This window comes from Pantoea phytostimulans (assembly GCF_046118715.1).
In the GTDB taxonomy this organism is placed as follows: domain Bacteria; phylum Pseudomonadota; class Gammaproteobacteria; order Enterobacterales; family Enterobacteriaceae; genus Pantoea; species Pantoea phytostimulans.
The window spans coordinates 2,552,035-2,569,505 of the sequence record NZ_CP173698.1; the positions used below are offsets into that span (position 1 = coordinate 2,552,035).

The 17,471-nt window shown below is 53.0% G+C and carries 19 protein-coding genes; 6 read left to right on the forward strand and 13 right to left on the reverse strand.

Features of this window, described 5'->3' with window-relative positions; all coding sequences use genetic code 11:
• The first annotated feature begins 2 nt into the window (after positions 1-2).
• The 4 genes from ACF2G4_RS11840 to dolP are packed head-to-tail and all read left to right on the forward strand — an operon-like array spanning position 3 to position 3,581.
• On the forward strand, positions 3-2,036 hold the full coding sequence (locus ACF2G4_RS11840; RefSeq protein WP_409074879.1) for a penicillin-binding protein activator: 2,034 nt from the start codon (positions 3-5) through the stop codon (positions 2,034-2,036).
• The gene (locus ACF2G4_RS11845) at positions 1,994-2,389 is read left to right on the forward strand and encodes a YraN family protein (RefSeq protein ID WP_243078862.1); all 396 of its coding nucleotides are present in this window, start codon (positions 1,994-1,996) and stop codon (positions 2,387-2,389) included. The genes ACF2G4_RS11840 and ACF2G4_RS11845 overlap by 43 nt, the downstream gene beginning before the upstream one ends.
• A gap of 14 nt (positions 2,390-2,403) precedes the next feature.
• Positions 2,404-2,991, forward strand: coding sequence for a DnaA initiator-associating protein DiaA (gene diaA / locus ACF2G4_RS11850; RefSeq protein WP_215845510.1), 588 nt, complete (start codon positions 2,404-2,406; stop codon positions 2,989-2,991).
• Between the two features lie 17 nt (positions 2,992-3,008).
• Positions 3,009-3,581, forward strand: a complete 573-nt coding sequence (gene dolP, locus ACF2G4_RS11855; protein WP_215845509.1) for a division/outer membrane stress-associated lipid-binding lipoprotein — start codon at positions 3,009-3,011, stop codon at positions 3,579-3,581.
• Between the two features lie 104 nt (positions 3,582-3,685).
• On the opposite strand, the gene ACF2G4_RS11860 is transcribed toward dolP, so the two are convergent.
• Positions 3,686-4,390 (reverse strand): pirin family protein, encoded by a 705-nt coding sequence (locus tag ACF2G4_RS11860; RefSeq protein WP_243078861.1) that lies wholly within the window; start codon positions 4,388-4,390, stop codon positions 3,686-3,688.
• Positions 4,391-4,518: 128 nt separating this feature from the next.
• On the opposite strand from ACF2G4_RS11860, the gene ACF2G4_RS11865 reads away from it, so the two are divergent.
• Positions 4,519-5,421 (forward strand): LysR family transcriptional regulator, encoded by a 903-nt coding sequence (locus ACF2G4_RS11865; RefSeq protein WP_243078860.1) that lies wholly within the window; start codon positions 4,519-4,521, stop codon positions 5,419-5,421.
• Between the two features lie 36 nt (positions 5,422-5,457).
• On the opposite strand, the gene ACF2G4_RS11870 is transcribed toward ACF2G4_RS11865, so the two are convergent.
• From ACF2G4_RS11870 to pmbA, 11 genes are all read right to left on the reverse strand, one after another.
• The gene (locus ACF2G4_RS11870) at positions 5,458-7,368 is read right to left on the reverse strand and encodes a PRD domain-containing protein (RefSeq protein WP_243078859.1); all 1,911 of its coding nucleotides are present in this window, start codon (positions 7,366-7,368) and stop codon (positions 5,458-5,460) included.
• Between the two features lie 124 nt (positions 7,369-7,492).
• Complete coding sequence (gene dagF / locus ACF2G4_RS11875) at positions 7,493-8,233, reverse strand: 2-dehydro-3-deoxy-phosphogluconate aldolase (protein WP_332625833.1); 741 nt, start codon at positions 8,231-8,233, stop codon at positions 7,493-7,495.
• Positions 8,230-9,351, reverse strand: a complete 1,122-nt coding sequence (locus ACF2G4_RS11880) for a DgaE family pyridoxal phosphate-dependent ammonia lyase (RefSeq protein WP_332625834.1) — start codon at positions 9,349-9,351, stop codon at positions 8,230-8,232. Before ACF2G4_RS11880 ends, dagF begins: the two co-directional genes overlap by 4 nt.
• Positions 9,335-10,465: an amidohydrolase/deacetylase family metallohydrolase gene (locus ACF2G4_RS11885; RefSeq protein ID WP_215845506.1), complete on the reverse strand. Its 1,131-nt coding sequence runs from the start codon at positions 10,463-10,465 to the stop codon at positions 9,335-9,337. The genes ACF2G4_RS11880 and ACF2G4_RS11885 overlap by 17 nt, the downstream gene beginning before the upstream one ends.
• A gap of 43 nt (positions 10,466-10,508) precedes the next feature.
• Positions 10,509-11,150, reverse strand: coding sequence for a DUF4310 family protein (locus ACF2G4_RS11890; RefSeq protein ID WP_215845505.1), 642 nt, complete (start codon positions 11,148-11,150; stop codon positions 10,509-10,511).
• 1 nt (position 11,151) lies between these two features.
• Positions 11,152-11,928: a DUF4311 domain-containing protein gene (locus tag ACF2G4_RS11895; protein ID WP_243078857.1), complete on the reverse strand. Its 777-nt coding sequence runs from the start codon at positions 11,926-11,928 to the stop codon at positions 11,152-11,154.
• Between the two features lie 142 nt (positions 11,929-12,070).
• Positions 12,071-12,370, reverse strand: coding sequence for a DUF4312 family protein (locus ACF2G4_RS11900; RefSeq protein WP_215845504.1), 300 nt, complete (start codon positions 12,368-12,370; stop codon positions 12,071-12,073).
• A gap of 2 nt (positions 12,371-12,372) precedes the next feature.
• Positions 12,373-12,729, reverse strand: a complete 357-nt coding sequence (locus tag ACF2G4_RS11905) for an SFCGS family glycine-rich protein (protein WP_031376389.1) — start codon at positions 12,727-12,729, stop codon at positions 12,373-12,375.
• A 93-nt stretch (positions 12,730-12,822) separates the two neighbouring features.
• The gene (locus tag ACF2G4_RS11910; protein WP_243078856.1) at positions 12,823-13,155 is read right to left on the reverse strand and encodes a glycine dehydrogenase; all 333 of its coding nucleotides are present in this window, start codon (positions 13,153-13,155) and stop codon (positions 12,823-12,825) included.
• Positions 13,156-13,450: 295 nt separating this feature from the next.
• The gene (gene cybC / locus ACF2G4_RS11915; RefSeq protein ID WP_215845503.1) at positions 13,451-13,837 is read right to left on the reverse strand and encodes a cytochrome b562; all 387 of its coding nucleotides are present in this window, start codon (positions 13,835-13,837) and stop codon (positions 13,451-13,453) included.
• 66 nt (positions 13,838-13,903) lie between these two features.
• Positions 13,904-15,244 (reverse strand): metalloprotease PmbA, encoded by a 1,341-nt coding sequence (gene pmbA / locus ACF2G4_RS11920; RefSeq protein ID WP_215845502.1) that lies wholly within the window; start codon positions 15,242-15,244, stop codon positions 13,904-13,906.
• A gap of 115 nt (positions 15,245-15,359) precedes the next feature.
• On the opposite strand from pmbA, the gene yjgA reads away from it, so the two are divergent.
• Positions 15,360-15,902, forward strand: a complete 543-nt coding sequence (yjgA, locus tag ACF2G4_RS11925; protein ID WP_215845501.1) for a ribosome biogenesis factor YjgA — start codon at positions 15,360-15,362, stop codon at positions 15,900-15,902.
• 52 nt (positions 15,903-15,954) lie between these two features.
• Here yjgA and mpl read toward each other — a convergent pair whose 3' ends face one another.
• Positions 15,955-17,310, reverse strand: a complete 1,356-nt coding sequence (gene mpl, locus ACF2G4_RS11930) for a UDP-N-acetylmuramate:L-alanyl-gamma-D-glutamyl-meso-diaminopimelate ligase (protein WP_409074880.1) — start codon at positions 17,308-17,310, stop codon at positions 15,955-15,957.
• Between the last annotated feature and the right edge of the window lie 161 nt (positions 17,311-17,471).

Sequence of the window (17,471 nt, forward strand, 5' to 3'; positions counted from 1 at the left end):
GTATGCTTCCTTCAAAAATCGTTCGTCATAAAGCAGGACGCTTTGTGCCTGTCCTTCTTGCAGCGCTAATTTTAGCCGCGTGTAGTGGTCAAGGTCCGCAAGCCCCAACCGTTAATATTCAAGGCCCCGCTACGGGCGCATCCGCTTACTATCTACAGCAAGCGCAGCAAAGCAGCGATGATAGCAAGACCGACTGGCAATTACTTGCAATCCGCGCCTTGTTGAAGGAAGGAAAGTATCCGCAAGCTAACCAACAGTTGAATCAACTCCCCTCGCAGCTCTCGGATATCCAACAACAAGAGTTGCTGCTGTTGAAAGCGCAATATCAGATCGCGCAACAAAATAGGAACGATGCGTTACAGCTGCTGGGCCAGGTAAAAACCGATGCCCTGTCTAAGGATGAGCTGGCGCGCTATTACGGTTTGCAAATTGCCGCCTCACAAGGCCAACCTTCTCTGGCGCTGCTGCGTAACTACATTGCACAAGAGCCCTTGCTCTCCGGGACCGATCATCAAAACAACATTGATGCGATGTGGCAAGCGCTGACGCAAATGCCTCAGCAACAGGCAAATAACCTGGTTATCAACGCTGATGAAAACGTCCTGCAAGGCTGGCTCGATTTACTGGCGGTTTGGCGTGCCAATACGCAAGATGCTGAAATGCTGAAAGCCGGTATCAAAGATTGGCAGACGCGCTACCCGCAAAACCCAGCGGCGAAAAATCTTCCGACGCAACTTACTCAGGCGCAGAACTTCACTAAAGCCTCAACCAGCACCATTGCCCTGATGCTGCCGCTGAATGGTCAGGCACAGGTATTTGCCAATGCGATTCAAAAAGGCTTTAACGACGCGAAAAATGGCGTCCTGACTGCTGCACCGCAGCCGGCTCCAGCCCAACCTACATCCACCGATCCTAACGCCGCTGCCCAGCCCAACGCTGATCCGAATGCGGTTGTCAGCCCTTCAGCGCCAGAAGCCACGCCGGCAGACCAGCAGAATAGCGCTGAGACGCAGCCACAAGCGCAGCCCGCTGTTGCCAGCGATCCCGCCAGCAACGCTCAGGTCAAGGTCTATGACACCAGCAGCCAGCCGATTCAGCAGCTGTTACAGCAAGCCCAGCAGGATGGTGCCACCCTTGTGGTCGGCCCCTTGCTGAAAAGTAACGTTGAAGCGGTCGCCAATAGTCAAACACCTTTAAACGTGCTGGCGCTTAACGAACCCGAGCAGATCCAGAACCATCCGAATATTTGTTATTTTGCGCTTTCTCCTGAAGACGAAGCGCGTGATGCCGCGCACCATATCTGGGATCAGGGCAAACGCCAGCCTTTGCTGCTGGTGCCGCGTAACAGCTTTGGCGATCGCGTGACTAAAGCCTTTGCGCAAGAGTGGCAAACGCTGGGCGGTAGCACTGCAATGCAGCAGCGCTTTGGTTCCGTTTCTGAGTTGAAACAGGGCATTAACAGCGGCGCAGGCATTGCCTTAAGCGGCACGCCGATTAACGTGACGCCAGACCAGCCGCAAGGGATTGCCATTGCGGGATTAACCATTCCGGTACCGCAATCGAGCACGCCGGATGTGGCCTCTACCAGCGGTGGCGGCAATGTTGATTCGGTGTATATCGTCTCAACGCAAGAAGAAATGCAACTGATCAAACCGATGATCTCCATGCGCACCGGCAGCCGCAGCAGCGTTTCGCTGTACGCCAGCTCACGCAGCTTCCAGGCGGGCGCAGGCCCAGATTTCCGTCTGGAGATGGATGGTTTGCAGTTTAGTGATATTCCGCTGCTTTCGGGTACTAATCCGGGCTTAATGCAGCAGGCGACAAAATCGTTTAATAATGATTATTCTCTGGTGCGCCTGTATGCCATGGGCATTGATGCCTGGAAGCTGGCGAATCACTTTAACCAGATGCGTCAGGTGCCTGGATTTGCGCTGGATGGCAATACAGGCAAACTCAGCGCCGACACGGATTGTGTGATCAACAGGAAGTTGACATGGAACCAGTACCGCCAGGGCGAAATCAGGTCGGTGAACTAAACCGCCGACAGATTGGTGCCGAGCAAGAACAACGCGCCCGCCAGTACCTTGAGCGGGCCGGGTTAAAATGGGTAGCCAGCAATGTTCACAGTCGCGGTGGTGAACTTGATCTTATAATGCGCGACGGACATTGCTGGGTATTTGTTGAGGTGCGCTATCGGCGCGATGCGCGTTTTGGTGGTGCCCTTGCCAGCGTTACCCGCCAGAAACAACATAAGCTGCTACGTGCTGCTGCTTTTTGGCTGGCGCAACGTGGCGGCAGTTTTGAAACAGTGAATTGCCGTTTCGACATCATTGCTATTACCGGCACGGCGCTTGAATGGTTGCCGAATGCCTTTAATGCAGACGTTTAGAGCCAGGTGGTCGTGTGCAGGAAAGAATTAAAGCGTGTTTTACTGAAAGTATTCAAACCCAAATTGCCGCAGCCGAAGCGCTGCCCGATGCGATTTCTCGTGCGGCAATGACTCTGGTGCAATCGTTGTTAAACGGCAACAAAATCCTGAGTTGTGGTAATGGTGCCTCTGCGGCTAATGCTCAACATTTCGCGGCCAGCATGATCAATCGCTTCGAAACCGAGCGCCCAAGCCTGCCCGCGTTGGCGTTGAGCGCAGATAACGTCATGTTAACGGCCATTGCTAACGATCGTCTTCACGATGAGATCTACGCCAAGCAGGTACGCGCGCTGGGTCAGGCGGGTGATGTGCTTTTGGCCATCTCTACGCGTGGCAATACACGCGACATTGTTAAAGCGGTGGAAGCGGCCGTCACGCGTGATATGACTATCGTTGCGCTTACCGGTTATGATGGCGGTGAGCTTGCTGGATTGTTGGGGCCGCATGATGTGGAAATTCGCATTCCGTCACATCGAAGCGCACGTATTCAGGAGATGCATATGTTGACCCTCAACTGTTTGTGCGATCTTATCGACAACACACTGTTTCCACACCAGGAATGACTGAAGGAGCAATAATAATGAAAGCATTGAACGCTGTAGCCATTCTTTTAACCGCCATGATGTTGCAGGGCTGTGTCGCTGTCGTCGCGGGTAGCGCCGCTGTTGCAACCAAAACCGCTACTGATCCGCGCTCAGTAGGAACCCAGGTTGATGATGGCACGCTGGAATTACGCGTTACTAACGCATTGGCGAAAGATCAACAGATCAAATCTGATGCACGCATTATTGCAACGGCTTACCAGGGCAAAGTCTTGCTGACCGGCCAATCGCCTACGCAGGAAATTGCTAACCGCGCCAAACAGATCACCATGGGCGTAGATGGCGCGACTGAGGTTTATAACGAAATTCGCATTGGCCAGAAAGTCACGCTCGGCACTTCATCTTCTGATACCTGGATTACGACTAAAATCCGTTCGCAGTTGTTAGGCAGCGATCAGGTGAAATCCTCAAACGTGAAAGTCACGACTGAAAACGGTGAAGTGTTCTTATTAGGTCTGGTTACACCACAAGAAGCGCAGGCCGCAGCCGATGTTGCCAGCCGCGTCAGTGGCGTGAAGCACGTTACGACCGCCTTCACGATGCTGAAGTAAATTAAAAAAACAGCAAGGGCGGCCACTGGCCGCCCTTTTTTATGCCTGAATTTTATAGCAGAGATCTTACACCAACGCTTTAAGCAGGCTTTTATACCCACTCTTTATACAGGGATATCAATCACCAGCGCCCGCGTCGGCGTGGTCGCTTCTAGCCTGATTTGATGTTCTTCCTGCAAAAACGCCCCATCACCACAGCTCAGTTTTTCCTGATGATCTGCACCCGTTGAAGCAGAGAGCGAGCCATGAATTGATTGCAGATAAGCGCGAGGACCATGCAGCGGCAATTGATGCTGCTCACCCGGAGCCAGTTCAATCTGATGAATCCACACCTGCTGGCGCAGCTGCAAGCTGCCTTCAACACCGTCTGGTGAGGCCAGCAGATGCGTGCTTTGTCCTGCCGGCAGCACTATTTTCTGCATACGTGGACTTTCACGCTCCGGGCAGGCTGCCAGCCACAGCTGCATGCGCGTTAACGGACGGTCTTTGCTGGCATTGATTTCACTGTAGCTGACGCCTTGCTGCGTAGAGAGCAGTAAGGCTTCCCCCTCGCGCACCGTGATGTGATTGCCTTCACTGTCGCGGTATTCCGCTTCGCCCTGCAACACAATGTTAAGCACATCGACTTGCGGATAGGTACGCGGTTGAAAAGCAGCGCCGGGTGCCAGCACTTCCTGATTCAAAACGCGTAACGAGGCATAACCCATCAACTTGGGATCAAAATAGTGTCCAAAAGAGAAACTGTAGCGCGCCTGCAACCAACCGAAATCGGCCAGACCACAAGCGGATGCACTGCGTGTCGTAATCATGTTTACCTCCAGCGTCCTGCGACAAAAGGCGGCCGCAGACTTTATACACTTATGGTAAAAGGCTGGACGCCGGATTGTTAGCCAGTTAATCTGCCCAGCATGTTCAAATTTCCTGAAAGAGAACCGGGATGTCCAAAGAACGTGCGTTAACCCTTGAAGCTTTGCGTGTGATGGATGCGATTGATCGACGTGGAAGTTTCGCTGCAGCGGCTGATGAGCTAGGACGTGTCCCTTCTGCTCTCAGTTACACTATGCAGAAGCTGGAAGAAGAGTTGGATGTGGTGTTGTTTGACCGTTCAGGTCACCGTACCAAATTCACTAATGTCGGACGCATGCTGCTTGAGCGCGGCCGTGTGCTGCTAGAAGCGGCAGACAAACTCACCACCGATGCTGAAGCGTTAGCGCGCGGTTGGGAAACGCACTTAACCATCGTGACAGAAGCGTTGGTGCGGACAGAAGCGCTGTTTCCGCTGGTGACAAAGCTGGCAGATAAAGCCAATACGCAGATCTCATTAGTGACTGAAGTGTTAGCAGGCGCGTGGGAAAGACTGGAGCAAGGCCGGGCAGACATCGTGATTGCACCGGATCTCCATTTCCGGGCATCGACTGAAATCAACACCCGCAAGCTCTACACCATGATGAGTGTCTATGTCGCCAGCGCAGACCACCCGATTCACAACGAGCCAGAACCGCAATCAGAAGTCACGCGAGTGAAATATCGCGGTATTGCGGTGGCGGATACCGCACGTGAGCGCCCGGTTTTAACCGTGCAATTGCTGGATAAACAGCAGCGCCTCACGGTAAGCAGCATGGATGATAAACGGCGCGCCTTGCTGGCAGGGCTGGGTGTTGCGACTATGCCTTATCCGCTGGTAGAGCAAGATATTGCCGAAGGACGCCTGCGCGTAGTGAGCCCGGAATATACCCGTGAAGTGGATATCATCATGGCGTGGCGACGCGACAGCATGGGCGAAGCAAAAGCCTGGTGTTTACGTGAAATCCCACGCTTGCTGGCAAAAAAGAACGGATAGTTTTAGGGATGCGCTCAGCATCCCGCTCTCGCATACCTACAAACGACTTAAACAATCCATCGCGACCGCTTTAAAACTGCCAAAATCAGCGCTGTCACGTAATCGGGTCATCGCACGCTCACGCAAGAAGGTCACGAACAGATCATAAATTGCCATCGCCTCTTCATATTCGCTTTTACTGATCGCCAGCAGGAAAATCACATACGCCGTATCATCGCCCCACGCAATGCCTTGCGGAGCCAATACGGTATAGACAACGGTTTTCTTCGCCAGTAAACCCAGCGAGTGTGGCAGCGCAATGCCTTCACCCAACATGGTACTGACAATCGCTTCACGCTCCTCTACCGACGGGTAAAATTCAGCATCAACAAACCCTTCCGCTTCTAACTGTTTGCAGAGTTGACCGAAGAGCTGCGACTGTGTCATCGGACGATCAACGATCAAGAAGTGCTGGGCATCAAAAAATTTCTCTAACATATAGGGACGCGTGCGATCCACCAGCACCAGTTTGCCAATCTGCTCAAGTTGAAAACCGGTGGGAAAAGGCGACATCACCACCACCGGCTTCTCTTTCTCACTGAGACGAATGGTCGAAATGACAAAATCTTCGTCAATGCGCGTGCGCGCCTCATATTCCCGCTGTGATAAACGTGCCGTCACCTGCAACTGCGGGTATTTACGCATCAGCATCGCTTCGATCATTCGTAGCGTTGAATTGCCGCTATCGCAGACCAGCAGCACTTGCGGATGACGCTGATATCCCACGTCATAATGTCGCTCCAGCCCTACGCCGATATGCAGTACCAGGAAGCCAATTTCATTTTCGCTGATGACGTAAGGCGTATATTTCCCCCAGCTGGTTACGGCCGCCAGCGTCACATCATAGGCCATTGGATAATGCTGCTTGATGTTATCTAACAGCGGGTTAGGAATATGAATTTGGTAGCGCACCCGCGTAATCATGGTTTTGATATGCGTAAGCAGGTCGGCGCGCAGTTGTTCATCGCTTTGCAGGTTGAAGTTGTAATGGTTATTGATGTAGCTGAGCAGATAATCCACCAGCGCGTCGGCATCATCGGCATTGATAGCGCTGGGCGCAACATCCTGAATTCGCCGCGCCGCAATATTCACCCGTAGCCAGTTCTCTTCCGCCGGAGAAATAGGTTTGCTTACCAGCGGGCGCAGTTGATTAATCAGATCATGTGCTGCTTCACGCACTTCATCGCCAATATCTTCCGCGCCAGGATCGTTGAGCGGATAACCTTCACTGATCCGCCGTACCGCTACCGCGCAGTAAAGCCGCAAATAGCGCTCACCTTCATCGCTGAGGCGAATGTTGTGACAGGCAAAACAGCGTTGCAGCATCGGCTGTAGGCTCGCCAAAATGCCGCGGTTCAACGCTTCAATTGTCACTAGCGGACTGTCGGGTTGTTCCTGATCGATTTGCCACAGCAGGTCAGTTAAGCAGGTACGAATCGCGACCTCGCTACCAAACAGCTTCATACCGTAATGCGGCTTGCTTTCAATGGTGAGGTGATAACGCCCCAGCCATTCACGGACTTCAGCCATATCGTTCTGAAGCGTGGCGCGGCTGACAAACCACTCTTCTGCCAGATCCTCTAGCTTGAGTGAATAGGCGGCGGTCAGAAAGCGAGTCAGTAGATAGCGAATCCGGTCTGGTGAAGTTCGCGGCACCCGCAACGGCGAACGGGTTTGCTGTTGCAGATGCTGGAAACGCTGCGCATCGTCCACTTTTAGCTGATAGCCCGCTCCGCGATTCAGGACAAACTGTGCGCCATGCTGCTCCAGTAACGCATTGAGCGCGGTGATGTCGGTGCGCACAGTACGCGTTGAAACGGCAAAGCGCCGCGCCAGCTCATCCTGCGGCAGCGTTTCGTTTTTCAAGGCGTCAAACAGTTGCGCAAGGCGTTGATTGGGAAATCTCACAATATTGTCCCTGTTGCAGCAGTTGGAAAAAAGGCTTCCAAAACGTTAGCTTACGGTTATGAAAAATCCAACGTCCATGTTGCTGTACGCCCTCATATTGTGTGTGAAGGCGCGAGATTGATCGTCAGGCCAACAGTTTCTTGCATATCGCCAGAAGCTGGCGCACATCTTCTACGCGCGTTTCGCCGCTGGCTTTATCAATGATCGCGCTGTAGACGTGTGGGATCACTTTGCTGACGCCTGCGTCTAACGCAATACGCAGGATCTCTTCTACGTTTTCCAGATCGATGCCGCCGGTGGGTTCCAGCCAGAAATCGTGTTTGGCGCAGGCTTCTGCCACCGCACGATACTCATCCACAGCCTCCAATCCGCCCATCGGGAAATATTTCACCGAGCTGCCGCCCATGTCTTTCAGCAGCGCGATAGCTGTTTCAATCGGCACAATGCCATCACTGCTTTGCGCGCTGAGCGGCCCGGTAGAGATTTTGACTTTACCTGGCGTTCCGGTCGGTGAAATCAAGCCATTTACCACAGTTTGTGATTGCCCCAACAGGGCGCGGCTGGTGCCCACACCGGTGAAAACCTGGTTGACGTGCTGCGGTTGCAGCACTGCGGAAATCTCGCTCACCATCATGGATTGATGAGGATCGCCCGCCCCTAATCCCACTGACAGCGCGTTATCAATCAGCGCCGCGTACTCGCGCATATCGGCTATCGCCGCCTCATTGCTGGCGTAGTTTTTCGACAGCACACCGACCAAAACATGCCCTTCTGCCGCTTGCCAAATGGCGCGCGCATTCTCTTTCGATCCTGCCAGTACGTTGAGGCACAAACGATCCTGATAAAAATTGGGTGTCAGCGTCATGCTTTTTTTGCCTCGTTTAACAGTGCCTGAATAGACGTGAAAATAACCTGTAACTGCTCGGCACTGACGCTGCGAACATCAGCTTCGATGATGCCTTCGTTGGCTTTATAGCCGCGGAAGTAAATGGCAATGTCGCCGGTTTTCAGCGCCTGAACCAGATCGCCGGTGCGCTGGTTGATCACTGACTCATCAAATTTGATTTCAGCGCGCGCAATATCTCGTCCAGCGGCGTCCCACACCACACGCGCTGTGACGCCGCTGAGGGTGTTGAGATTTTCAATGAAGGGCGTCATTTTTTCTACCATCTGCGCACCGCTGGTTTTCTCGTGTGTCAGGTAGTTTTCAATCGCCTGTGTCAGGCCAAGAATGCCCTCTTTGCCGACTTTCATTGCGCGGCCAATGCCGTTGCTCTGGCGTTTTACCCATTCCACATAATGCTTTTTGCCAATCACCAGCCCGCTGGTAGGGCCTTCAATGGCTTTTGCACCGCTATAGATCACCAGATCTGCACCGAACTGGTAATAGCACTGCAAATCCTCTTCAGCGGCGGCATCAACGATTAACGGTACACCATGCTTACGCGCTACCACGGCGGCCTGCTCAACGCTGAGATGGCTTTTTTGCACGCAGTGATGGGATTTAACATAGAGGATCGCTGCCGTTTGCGGCGTGATGGCTGCTGCCAGCTGTTCAGGCGAGCACTCATTGCTGTAGCCCGCTTCCACTAGCTTACCGCCACCCAACGCCACCATACTGCCCACCGGCGCGCCATAATTCACGTTATGCCCTTTGGGTACGACGATGTCGTGCGGCACGTTAAGCGGCGCGGCATGCAGATTATCCAACAGCCAGTCGTTGTCTTTGACAATAACCGCTGCCACGCTCTGCGCAATACCAGCTGAAGCACAAGACACCACCACAGCATCTTCAACCTGCAGCAAACCGGCAATATAAGCACCGGTCTTGTTCACCAGATCTTTCATTTCGAAGTAGTGATCGAGGCCATACTTAACCGTATCAATGACATCGGCTGATGGCGTAGAAACGCCAAGGATCGTCATGCGCCCCGAGGCGTTGATGACCTGCTTAAGGCCATATTTTTCATATAGTAGAGACATTGGCTTTCCCTTCTTCAGTCAGGATCCACTCTCCAGCCACAACAGCGGCTAGCGGAATCAGATGTTTCTCGCCCTCAACCCGTTCGCCTTCTGAATCGACGAACGGGTGAGCTTCCTCTTTGACGGTAAAAATGGTCAGGTCGGCGTCAAAACCGACCTCAAGGCGTCCTTTGTGCGTCAGGCGTAAGCCATCCGCAGCTTTCCAGGTTACGCAGTCGATCACTTGCGGCAGCGTCATGCCCACGCTGAAAAATTTCGACATCACGTGCGCCAGGTTATGCACGGGGCCGTTCAGGCGATTGCGACAGTAAATGTCAGAGCTGATGCTGTCGGGTAAAATGCCCTGCGCAATGGCCACCCGCGCCACGTCAAAGCTGAAGCTGGCGCTGCCGTGCCCCACATCCAGCCGCACACCACGAGCCAGAGCATTTTTCACGGCTGCCTTGAGTTCACCCTGCGGCGTTAAAATGCGATTGGGCTTGCCGTTGTAACAATGGGTGATGATGTCGCCAGAAGTGAGCAGATCGGCAATCTCGTCGAGATCGGGCGGGTTATTGCCGATGTGTACCATTAGCGGCAGATCGCCAACCGCTTTTTGAATCGCCTTGGCTTTGATCAACGGTTGAATGCCGTTTTCACCCACCACGCTGCTGCTCATCCGGGCTTTCAAACCAACAATAAAATCGGGCAGGCGCGCCACGGCTTGCTCAACCGCGGGGCCATCAATCTGCGTCATGTCCGCGAGTTCGTTCTGGGTGACGATACCGGTACGCGCGATATTAATCAGGGCATAAACCTGAGTTTGTGCCGCACGCGTCAACTGGTAGAAGTCGTCAATGTGTTGTGCGCCGGTGCTGCCCGCATCAATCACCGTGGTCACGCCGTGGTTAACGCCAATGGCATCGGCTTCATCATGGTATATCGGTGATTTGGGATAACAGTGAACGTGGGAATCGATCCACCCTGCGCTGAGGTAATAGCGTCCCGCCAGATTGCGTTCGCTTTTCGCTTTGCCCTGCACATCACCAATGGCGGCGATTTTTCCGTCCAGCACGGCGATATCGACCCGCTGCTCATCGCTTAATCGCGCGTCACGAATAATCAAGTCGAACATGGTTACTCCTTAACGGCGGCCCGCTGACGAGCCGCCTGATGCATCAAAGCGCAATCGGGAAAATGGCACCCAAAATCATCGCGCCGAGAATCGCGCCACCGGTAATCGGTTTGTTCCAGAGATAGAACAGCAACGCGCCCAGCAGCGAACCCAATCCAATAGGAATCGACGCCGCCATGGCAGAAAGAATGATTAAAGGGCCGAGAAAGCGGCCAGAAGCGTTACCGGCACCCATCATCACGTCCGCACCGTAAGTAGAGTCGCTTTGATTGATGGTGAATTTACGCGCCAGAATGATCAGGTAGCCGATCGCCAGGCCAATCACCAAACCGGTTACCAGCGAAGCTGCAAAATTCGCCACTGGAAACACAATGCCCGCGCCCAGCAACAGCGCCGGAACGCCGAGGCCAACGCCGGTTTGAATCGCACCACCGATGTCGAGAATGCCCACCAGCGAACCTTCAATAATGCGAGCGAACAAGAAGCTGGCACCAAACGCCGCCACCGCGCCGTAGACGCCGGTTTCCATGCCGGCACGCAGCATCGAGACAAACGCCACTTCGTTGAACGCACCGATCCCGTAAAGGTAATACATGTGCGTACCGGCGAAGACGCCAGAAGAGAGCAGACCGACAAAAATCGGGAAGGACCAATCGGCGTACCAGAAGCTTTTATTTTCGTTCATCTTATTTGCCACTCATGGAGTTGTGAATGGAATCGAGCCAGCCCGGAATGCCTAACTGGAAAGATTGCAGCAGCTTCATGTCGAAGCCACGGAAGAAGCCGCTGAGCACGAACAGCAGAACGATGACAAACATCATGACTTTGGTAACTTTGTTCCAGCCGCTCTCTTCTACCCCTTTACCAATCAGAATACCCAGCACCAACCCCGGTACAGCATTGCCCATGATCAGCTGCGCCAGGCCGCCAAAAATCGTGGCCCAAAAGCCCGATTTCTTGCCCGCATCGATGGCTGCCAGCCAGAAGATCACCGGCATCACGGTGTTCACCAGCAGATTGGCTGCAGGTACTAATACTTTTACCGCCGTGACCTGCAATGCCGCGGGCACCGCCGATGCGGTTGAGTTAAGAAAGGCCACCACGATCATGCCGATAATGCCGCAGGCGATAGCCATTTTTTTCGGATCGTGCAGCGTTTCTGCCACGTTGCGATTCTTCACCATCAACGCTGCCGCGCCCCAGTTTGGAATGATGCGATGATCAACATCTTGCGTGAAGGAACCCGCCGCAACGGAAGAAGCCCAGGCGTTAAAGAAAAAACCGAGACCAAAGGAGAAGTGGGAAGCGGGATCGCCCTCACACGAGTTCAACTCGCCTAAGGTACGAAAAGCGCCCATGCCCTGCGTAGTGGGCGCATGGAACATACGTGCCGCACCCGCGCCAACGCCTACCCCCACTAATCCACCAATGATCAACGACTTAAACAAAATGATTAAAAACATATTTTTTTACCTTTGTTGTCGTCACTTACCCAAATACTCTGCGTTACTTAAAGGCGGCCAGCCTGAACCTCCACGCGTTGACTCAGTAAAGGAGTGGGACGCGAAGCTAACACCTCTGCAACCTGGAATTTGACGGGTAAATTTAGGGAGCCGCCGTGAACGCAACCTGTTCGGTATCGATCACGGTAACGCTGACGGTAATCTCCAGTTCAACGCTGTAGCTCCGCCGTTGGCGCGCCAAAAAGAAAAACAGGAATTTTTCGTTTTTAACGCTTTCCTGCGCACGTAAAACCCGCACATCTTCGGGCTCAATGCGCAACAGAATCTTTTGCGTCGCGCGCAGAACCTGGTTCTGCACGTGACTCAGCGCATCGGCGAATGCTTTCGCTTTGGTCTCGCCTTTACCCTGCACCGTCACCTGAGTAACGTATTGTTCTTTCATGGTTAGCTGCCGTATTTCTTGTTCCACGCCTGCACTAAGCGCTCGCCTAACTCTTCTTTGTCCATGAAGCCAAAACCTAAAACGGTTGCACCTTCATTAATGGCGGTAACGCCTTCGTCAATCGAACGCATGCCGTGCTTCGCTTTGTAGCCATATTTGTTCTGTGCGGTGATGGCACCTGCGCCGCCGCTGCCACAGAAGGAGATGCCAAAATCAGCGTTTTCCGCTTTCATGACGTCGCCTAACTTCATATCTGCCGCAACACCAGGAACAACCACCGCCCGGCCACCGGCTTTCTCAATGCCTGCCGCCACTTTCTGACCTTTACCTAAACGATCGCCAATCACTACAGTTACCATGTTGTGTTCCTCGGGTTATGTCTGCCTGGGCCGGATGTTTCTGCCCGTAACGTTTTCTTCGAGCCTTCACCGTCTTTGGTGAAGCCAGGTGAATTAATGGGTGCGTGCCACTTCGATATGAACGGACAGTAACCACGCCTCTTCGCGCGGCAAATTGCCAAACAGATCCACCACCTGCTGCGACAGTTGCATGGTTTCTGGAGAGATATCCTCAAACAAGTCAGCTTCAACCTCTGGCAGCGGCTCGCCGGTTAACGAGCGTGATGCCATCGCACGTACGTGAGAAACCAGCATTTGCTGCTGAACCGCATTGGGTTGAATACCGTGTTGCGCATAGATCACAGCGATCTGCTGCAGCACTTTGTCTGCCAGCTGCTGGACTTCCTCCGGTGGTGCGTCTTGCACCTGGACGCCGTTTTTACTCACCTTGCTACTCCTGTTGAAACCGGATAATTCGCGTTGAAAATAAATTACGTGGAAGCAGGCAAGCTTTGGAGACGCATCTTTTCCAGATGGAAGTGGAAATCGACGTGAGCACAGTGCGCCAGATCGCAGGGTGCGTGTTTAGTGTGATAAAGGTCGCGTTATGCGTGATGTGCAGAAAGGAAGCGATGATTATGCGTAAGTCATGCAGGTGAATTCGATTGGCAACCTGTTGAACCGTGAGGAAATAAGCAAAAGTTATGACAAAAAAAAGCCGGTCAGACGACCGGCACAGGAATTAGCGAAACTTCTTATGGTTAGCCGTGCGAATATCGTCCAGCTTTTTTGCTTCCGTTTTGGCGCCATCAATATTGTTTGATTTTGCCAGCTCGTTCACCACGTCGATCTGAGCAATTAGCGAATCCAGACCCGCATGGAAATCTTTGATCTGTGCACTGTCAGCCGGTTGGCCTTCCAGTTTTTCTGGCGTTGATTTCTTCGCATCCTGCGCCGCCGAACGCATTTCACTTAACGCTTTTTGCATCTCCTGCGCATCGTCAGTTTTCTTGACGATTTTAAGATTGGCATTCAGCGTGTCCATATCGTGTTCCAACTCAGCCGCGTAGAGGCTGGCGCTGGAGAAGAGCAGAGAGAGAGACAACATTGCAATCACATGCTTACGCATCGTTTTTTCCTTTTTATTGTGGTCAAAAAAAAGCAGCCAATTGGCTGCTTTCAGGAATCGATGTCTTTATTGCCCGGCAATTTTCATCTCAGGCAGTAATACCGAGCCGCACTGAATATTGCTGCGGGTTTCGATATCGTTACCGACAGTGACCATGTTGCGCCACATATCCTTGAGATTACCGGCGATGGTGATTTCGCTTACCGGATACTGAATCTCACCATTTTCCACCCAGAATCCTGCGGCACCGCGTGAGTAATCGCCGGTAATGGCGCTCACGCCTTGCCCCATCAGCTCGGTTACCACTAAGCCAGTACCCATTTGCTTCAGTAAATCGTCAAAGCTATGGCCCTGTCCGGCGATGCGCCAGTTATGAATGCCGCCCGCGTGACCGGTGCTGGTTAAACCTAACTTACGTGCGGAATAGCTGGTCATCAGCCAGGTTTGCAGCACACCTTCTTTGATGATGTCACGCGCCTGGGTGCGCACGCCTTCGCTGTCGAACGGCGTAGAAGCCAGCCCTTTCAGCAGATGCGGCTGCTCATGAATGGTGAGCCATTCAGGCAGGATTTGCTGACCCAGTGAATCCAACAGGAAAGTGGATTTACGGTAAACGCTGCTGCCGCTGATAGCGCCAACCAAATGACCAAACAAGCCGGTCGCGACTTCAGGGGCGAAGATCACCGGCGCTTTCATGGTAGAAAGTTTACGCGGTGCCAGACGCGACAGCGTACGCCGTGCGCATTCTGCACCGACCCATTCAGGGCTTTTCAGATCCTCGAAAGCGCGACCAATGGTGTAAGCGTAATCACGCTCCATGTTGCCATCCTGCTCAGCAATCACACAGCTGGAGAGCGAATGGCGGCTTGAGCAATAGCTTTGCAGCATGCCGTGGCTGTTGCCAAAAACTTTGATCCCGACGTGGCTGTTAAAGCTGCCACCTTCGGTATTGGTGATGCGCTTGTCCGCTTGTAACGAGGCTTGTTCCGCCTGCGCGGCCAGCTCAATAGCGCGATCGGCATCGATCTCCCACGGATGGTAAAGATCGAGATCCGGTGCGTCATAGGCCAGTAGATCGGCATCAGCCGGACCGGCAAAGGGATCGGGGGACGTGTAACGCGCAATATCAATCGCTGCCTGCACAGTACGCTTGATAGCGTCTGGGCTGAGGTCAGTCGATGAAGCGCTACCTTTACGATTTTGATGATAAACGGTGATGCCAAGCGCGCCGTCGCTGTTGAATTCGACATTTTCCACTTCACCGTAGCGCGTGCTGACACCGATGCCGGTCGTTTTACTTACCGCCACTTCTGCGCTGTCAGTACTTGCTTTAGCCAGTTCGAGCGCCTGTGCAATCGCCTGTTCCAACACTTTACGCTGTTCTGCAACTTGAGTAGATACGTTCATCGACCTGCCGTCTAATCTTATGGTTGAATAATTTGAGTCTATCAGAGTCAGAGAACAATTTCGCAGTCACCCGATAAACTGGTAGGATTAGCCTCTTTTTTTTGGGAGCCCAGAAATGACCAAACAGCCCGATGAGTGGCTCGACGATGTGCCAGATAATCAGGAAGAAGAAGATGAAGAGATTATTTGGGTCAGTAAGAGCGAAATTAAACGCGATGCTGAAGAGCTAAAACGCCTGGGTGCCGAACTGGTCGATCTGGGCAAAAATGCCCTCGATAAGATTCCGTTGGATGAGCGTTTGCGTGCCGAGATCGAACTGGCGGGGCGAATTAAGAAAGAAGGTCGCCGCCGTCAATTGCAGTTAATCGGTAAGATCATGCGCAGCATGGACGTAGAACCGATCCGCCAGGCGCTGGATAAGCTGAAGAACCGCCACAACCAGCAGGTTGCGCTGTTCCATAAGCTGGAAGCGCTGCGTGACCGTATGATCGAACAAGGCGATGACGCAATGACAGATGTGATTGCGCTCTATCCCCATGCTGATCGTCAGCAGCTGCGCAGCATGATCCGTAATGCGCAGAAAGAGAAAGCCGCTAACAAGCCGCCTAAATCCGCACGACTGATTTTCCAGTACTTGCGTGAGTTAGCTGAAGGTTAAAAAAATGGCGGGTTAATAAACCCGCCATTTTTCTTTTTATTGAGCTAAGACGCTATTTTTGTAACCTATCCAGCAGTTTCTGATGTATCCCACCAAATCCGCCGTTACTCATCACCAGAATCGAATCACCGGGTTGTGCAGCTTTTGCCACCATTTCCACCAGCGTATCAATATCTGCCGTGCAGTGTGCCGGTTGCATGCAGGCTTCTGCGACATCTGAGACTTGCCACGGAATGTGATGCGGCTGGAACAAGAAGACTTCATCGGCGCGTGCCAGCGAAGGGGCTAACTCGTTTTTATTCACGCCCATTTTCATGGTATTGGAACACGGCTCCAGCACCGCCAGAATGCGTGCCGTACCGCCGACTTTGCTGCGCAGCGCGGCAAGCGTTGCCAGAATAGCCGTCGGGTGGTGAGCAAAATCGTCGTACACTTTGATGCCATTAACATCACCGCGCAGCTCAAGGCGACGGCGGGCATTAATAAAGCTGTCCAGCGCCTGGCCCGCATCTTCTGGCTTTACACCGACATGACGGGCGGCAGCGATCGCCATTAAACCATTATGCATATTGTGTTCGCCAACCAGCGCCCAGTTCACCTCACCTACTTTTGCGCCATCGAGATAGATTTCCCAGTGTGACGCATCAGGTTTCAGCTTTTTCGCCTGCCAATGACCATTATCGCCAACGCTCTCTTGCTCGCTCCAGCAACCCATCGCCATCACCTGCTTCAGGTTATTATCGTGTTCTGGCAGCAGGATCTTGCCCTGGCCCGGCACGATGCGGATCAGATGATGAAACTGCTTCTGGATCGCTTTCAGATCGTCAAAGATATCGGCGTGATCGAATTCGAGGTTATTCAGGATCAAGGTGCGTGGGCAGTAATGAACAAACTTGGAACGCTTGTCGAAAAACGCGCAATCGTACTCATCCGCTTCAATCACGAAGAATGGACTTTTTCCTAATTTTGCCGACACATCGAAGTTGCCCGGTACGCCACCGATAATGAAGCCCGGTTCGAGGCCACAAGACTCAAGAATCCACGCTGCCATGCCGGCTGTGGTGGTTTTCCCATGGGTTCCGGCGACAGCCAGCACCCAACGATCGCGCAAGACAAAATCATGCAACCATTGCGGGCCGGAGAGGTAAGGAATGTTACGTTCCAGTACCGCTTCCACACAAGGATTGCCGCGCGTCATCGCATTGCCGATGATCACCAGGTCCGGTGCCGGATCGAGCTGGGCGACATCGTAACCTTCTGTTAATTCAATGCCTTGCTGCTCAAGCAGCGTGCTCATTGGTGGATAAACGTTGGCGTCTGATCCCGTCACCTGATGACCCAACGAACGCCCCAGCATCGCCAATCCGCCCATAAAAGTGCCACAAATCCCAAGGATGTGAATGCGCATATCAAAGTCCATTACCTAAAAGTTCGGCGCACAGTGTAACGCCGGTCGCAGACGGAAGAAACGGATTAGGACTATGGTTTTTAAAGTTCAATCGGCTAAACTGCGTACGCATACGTTGGTGGTTTGTTACGCATGCTGCCACTCCATCGAAGATTCAGGGA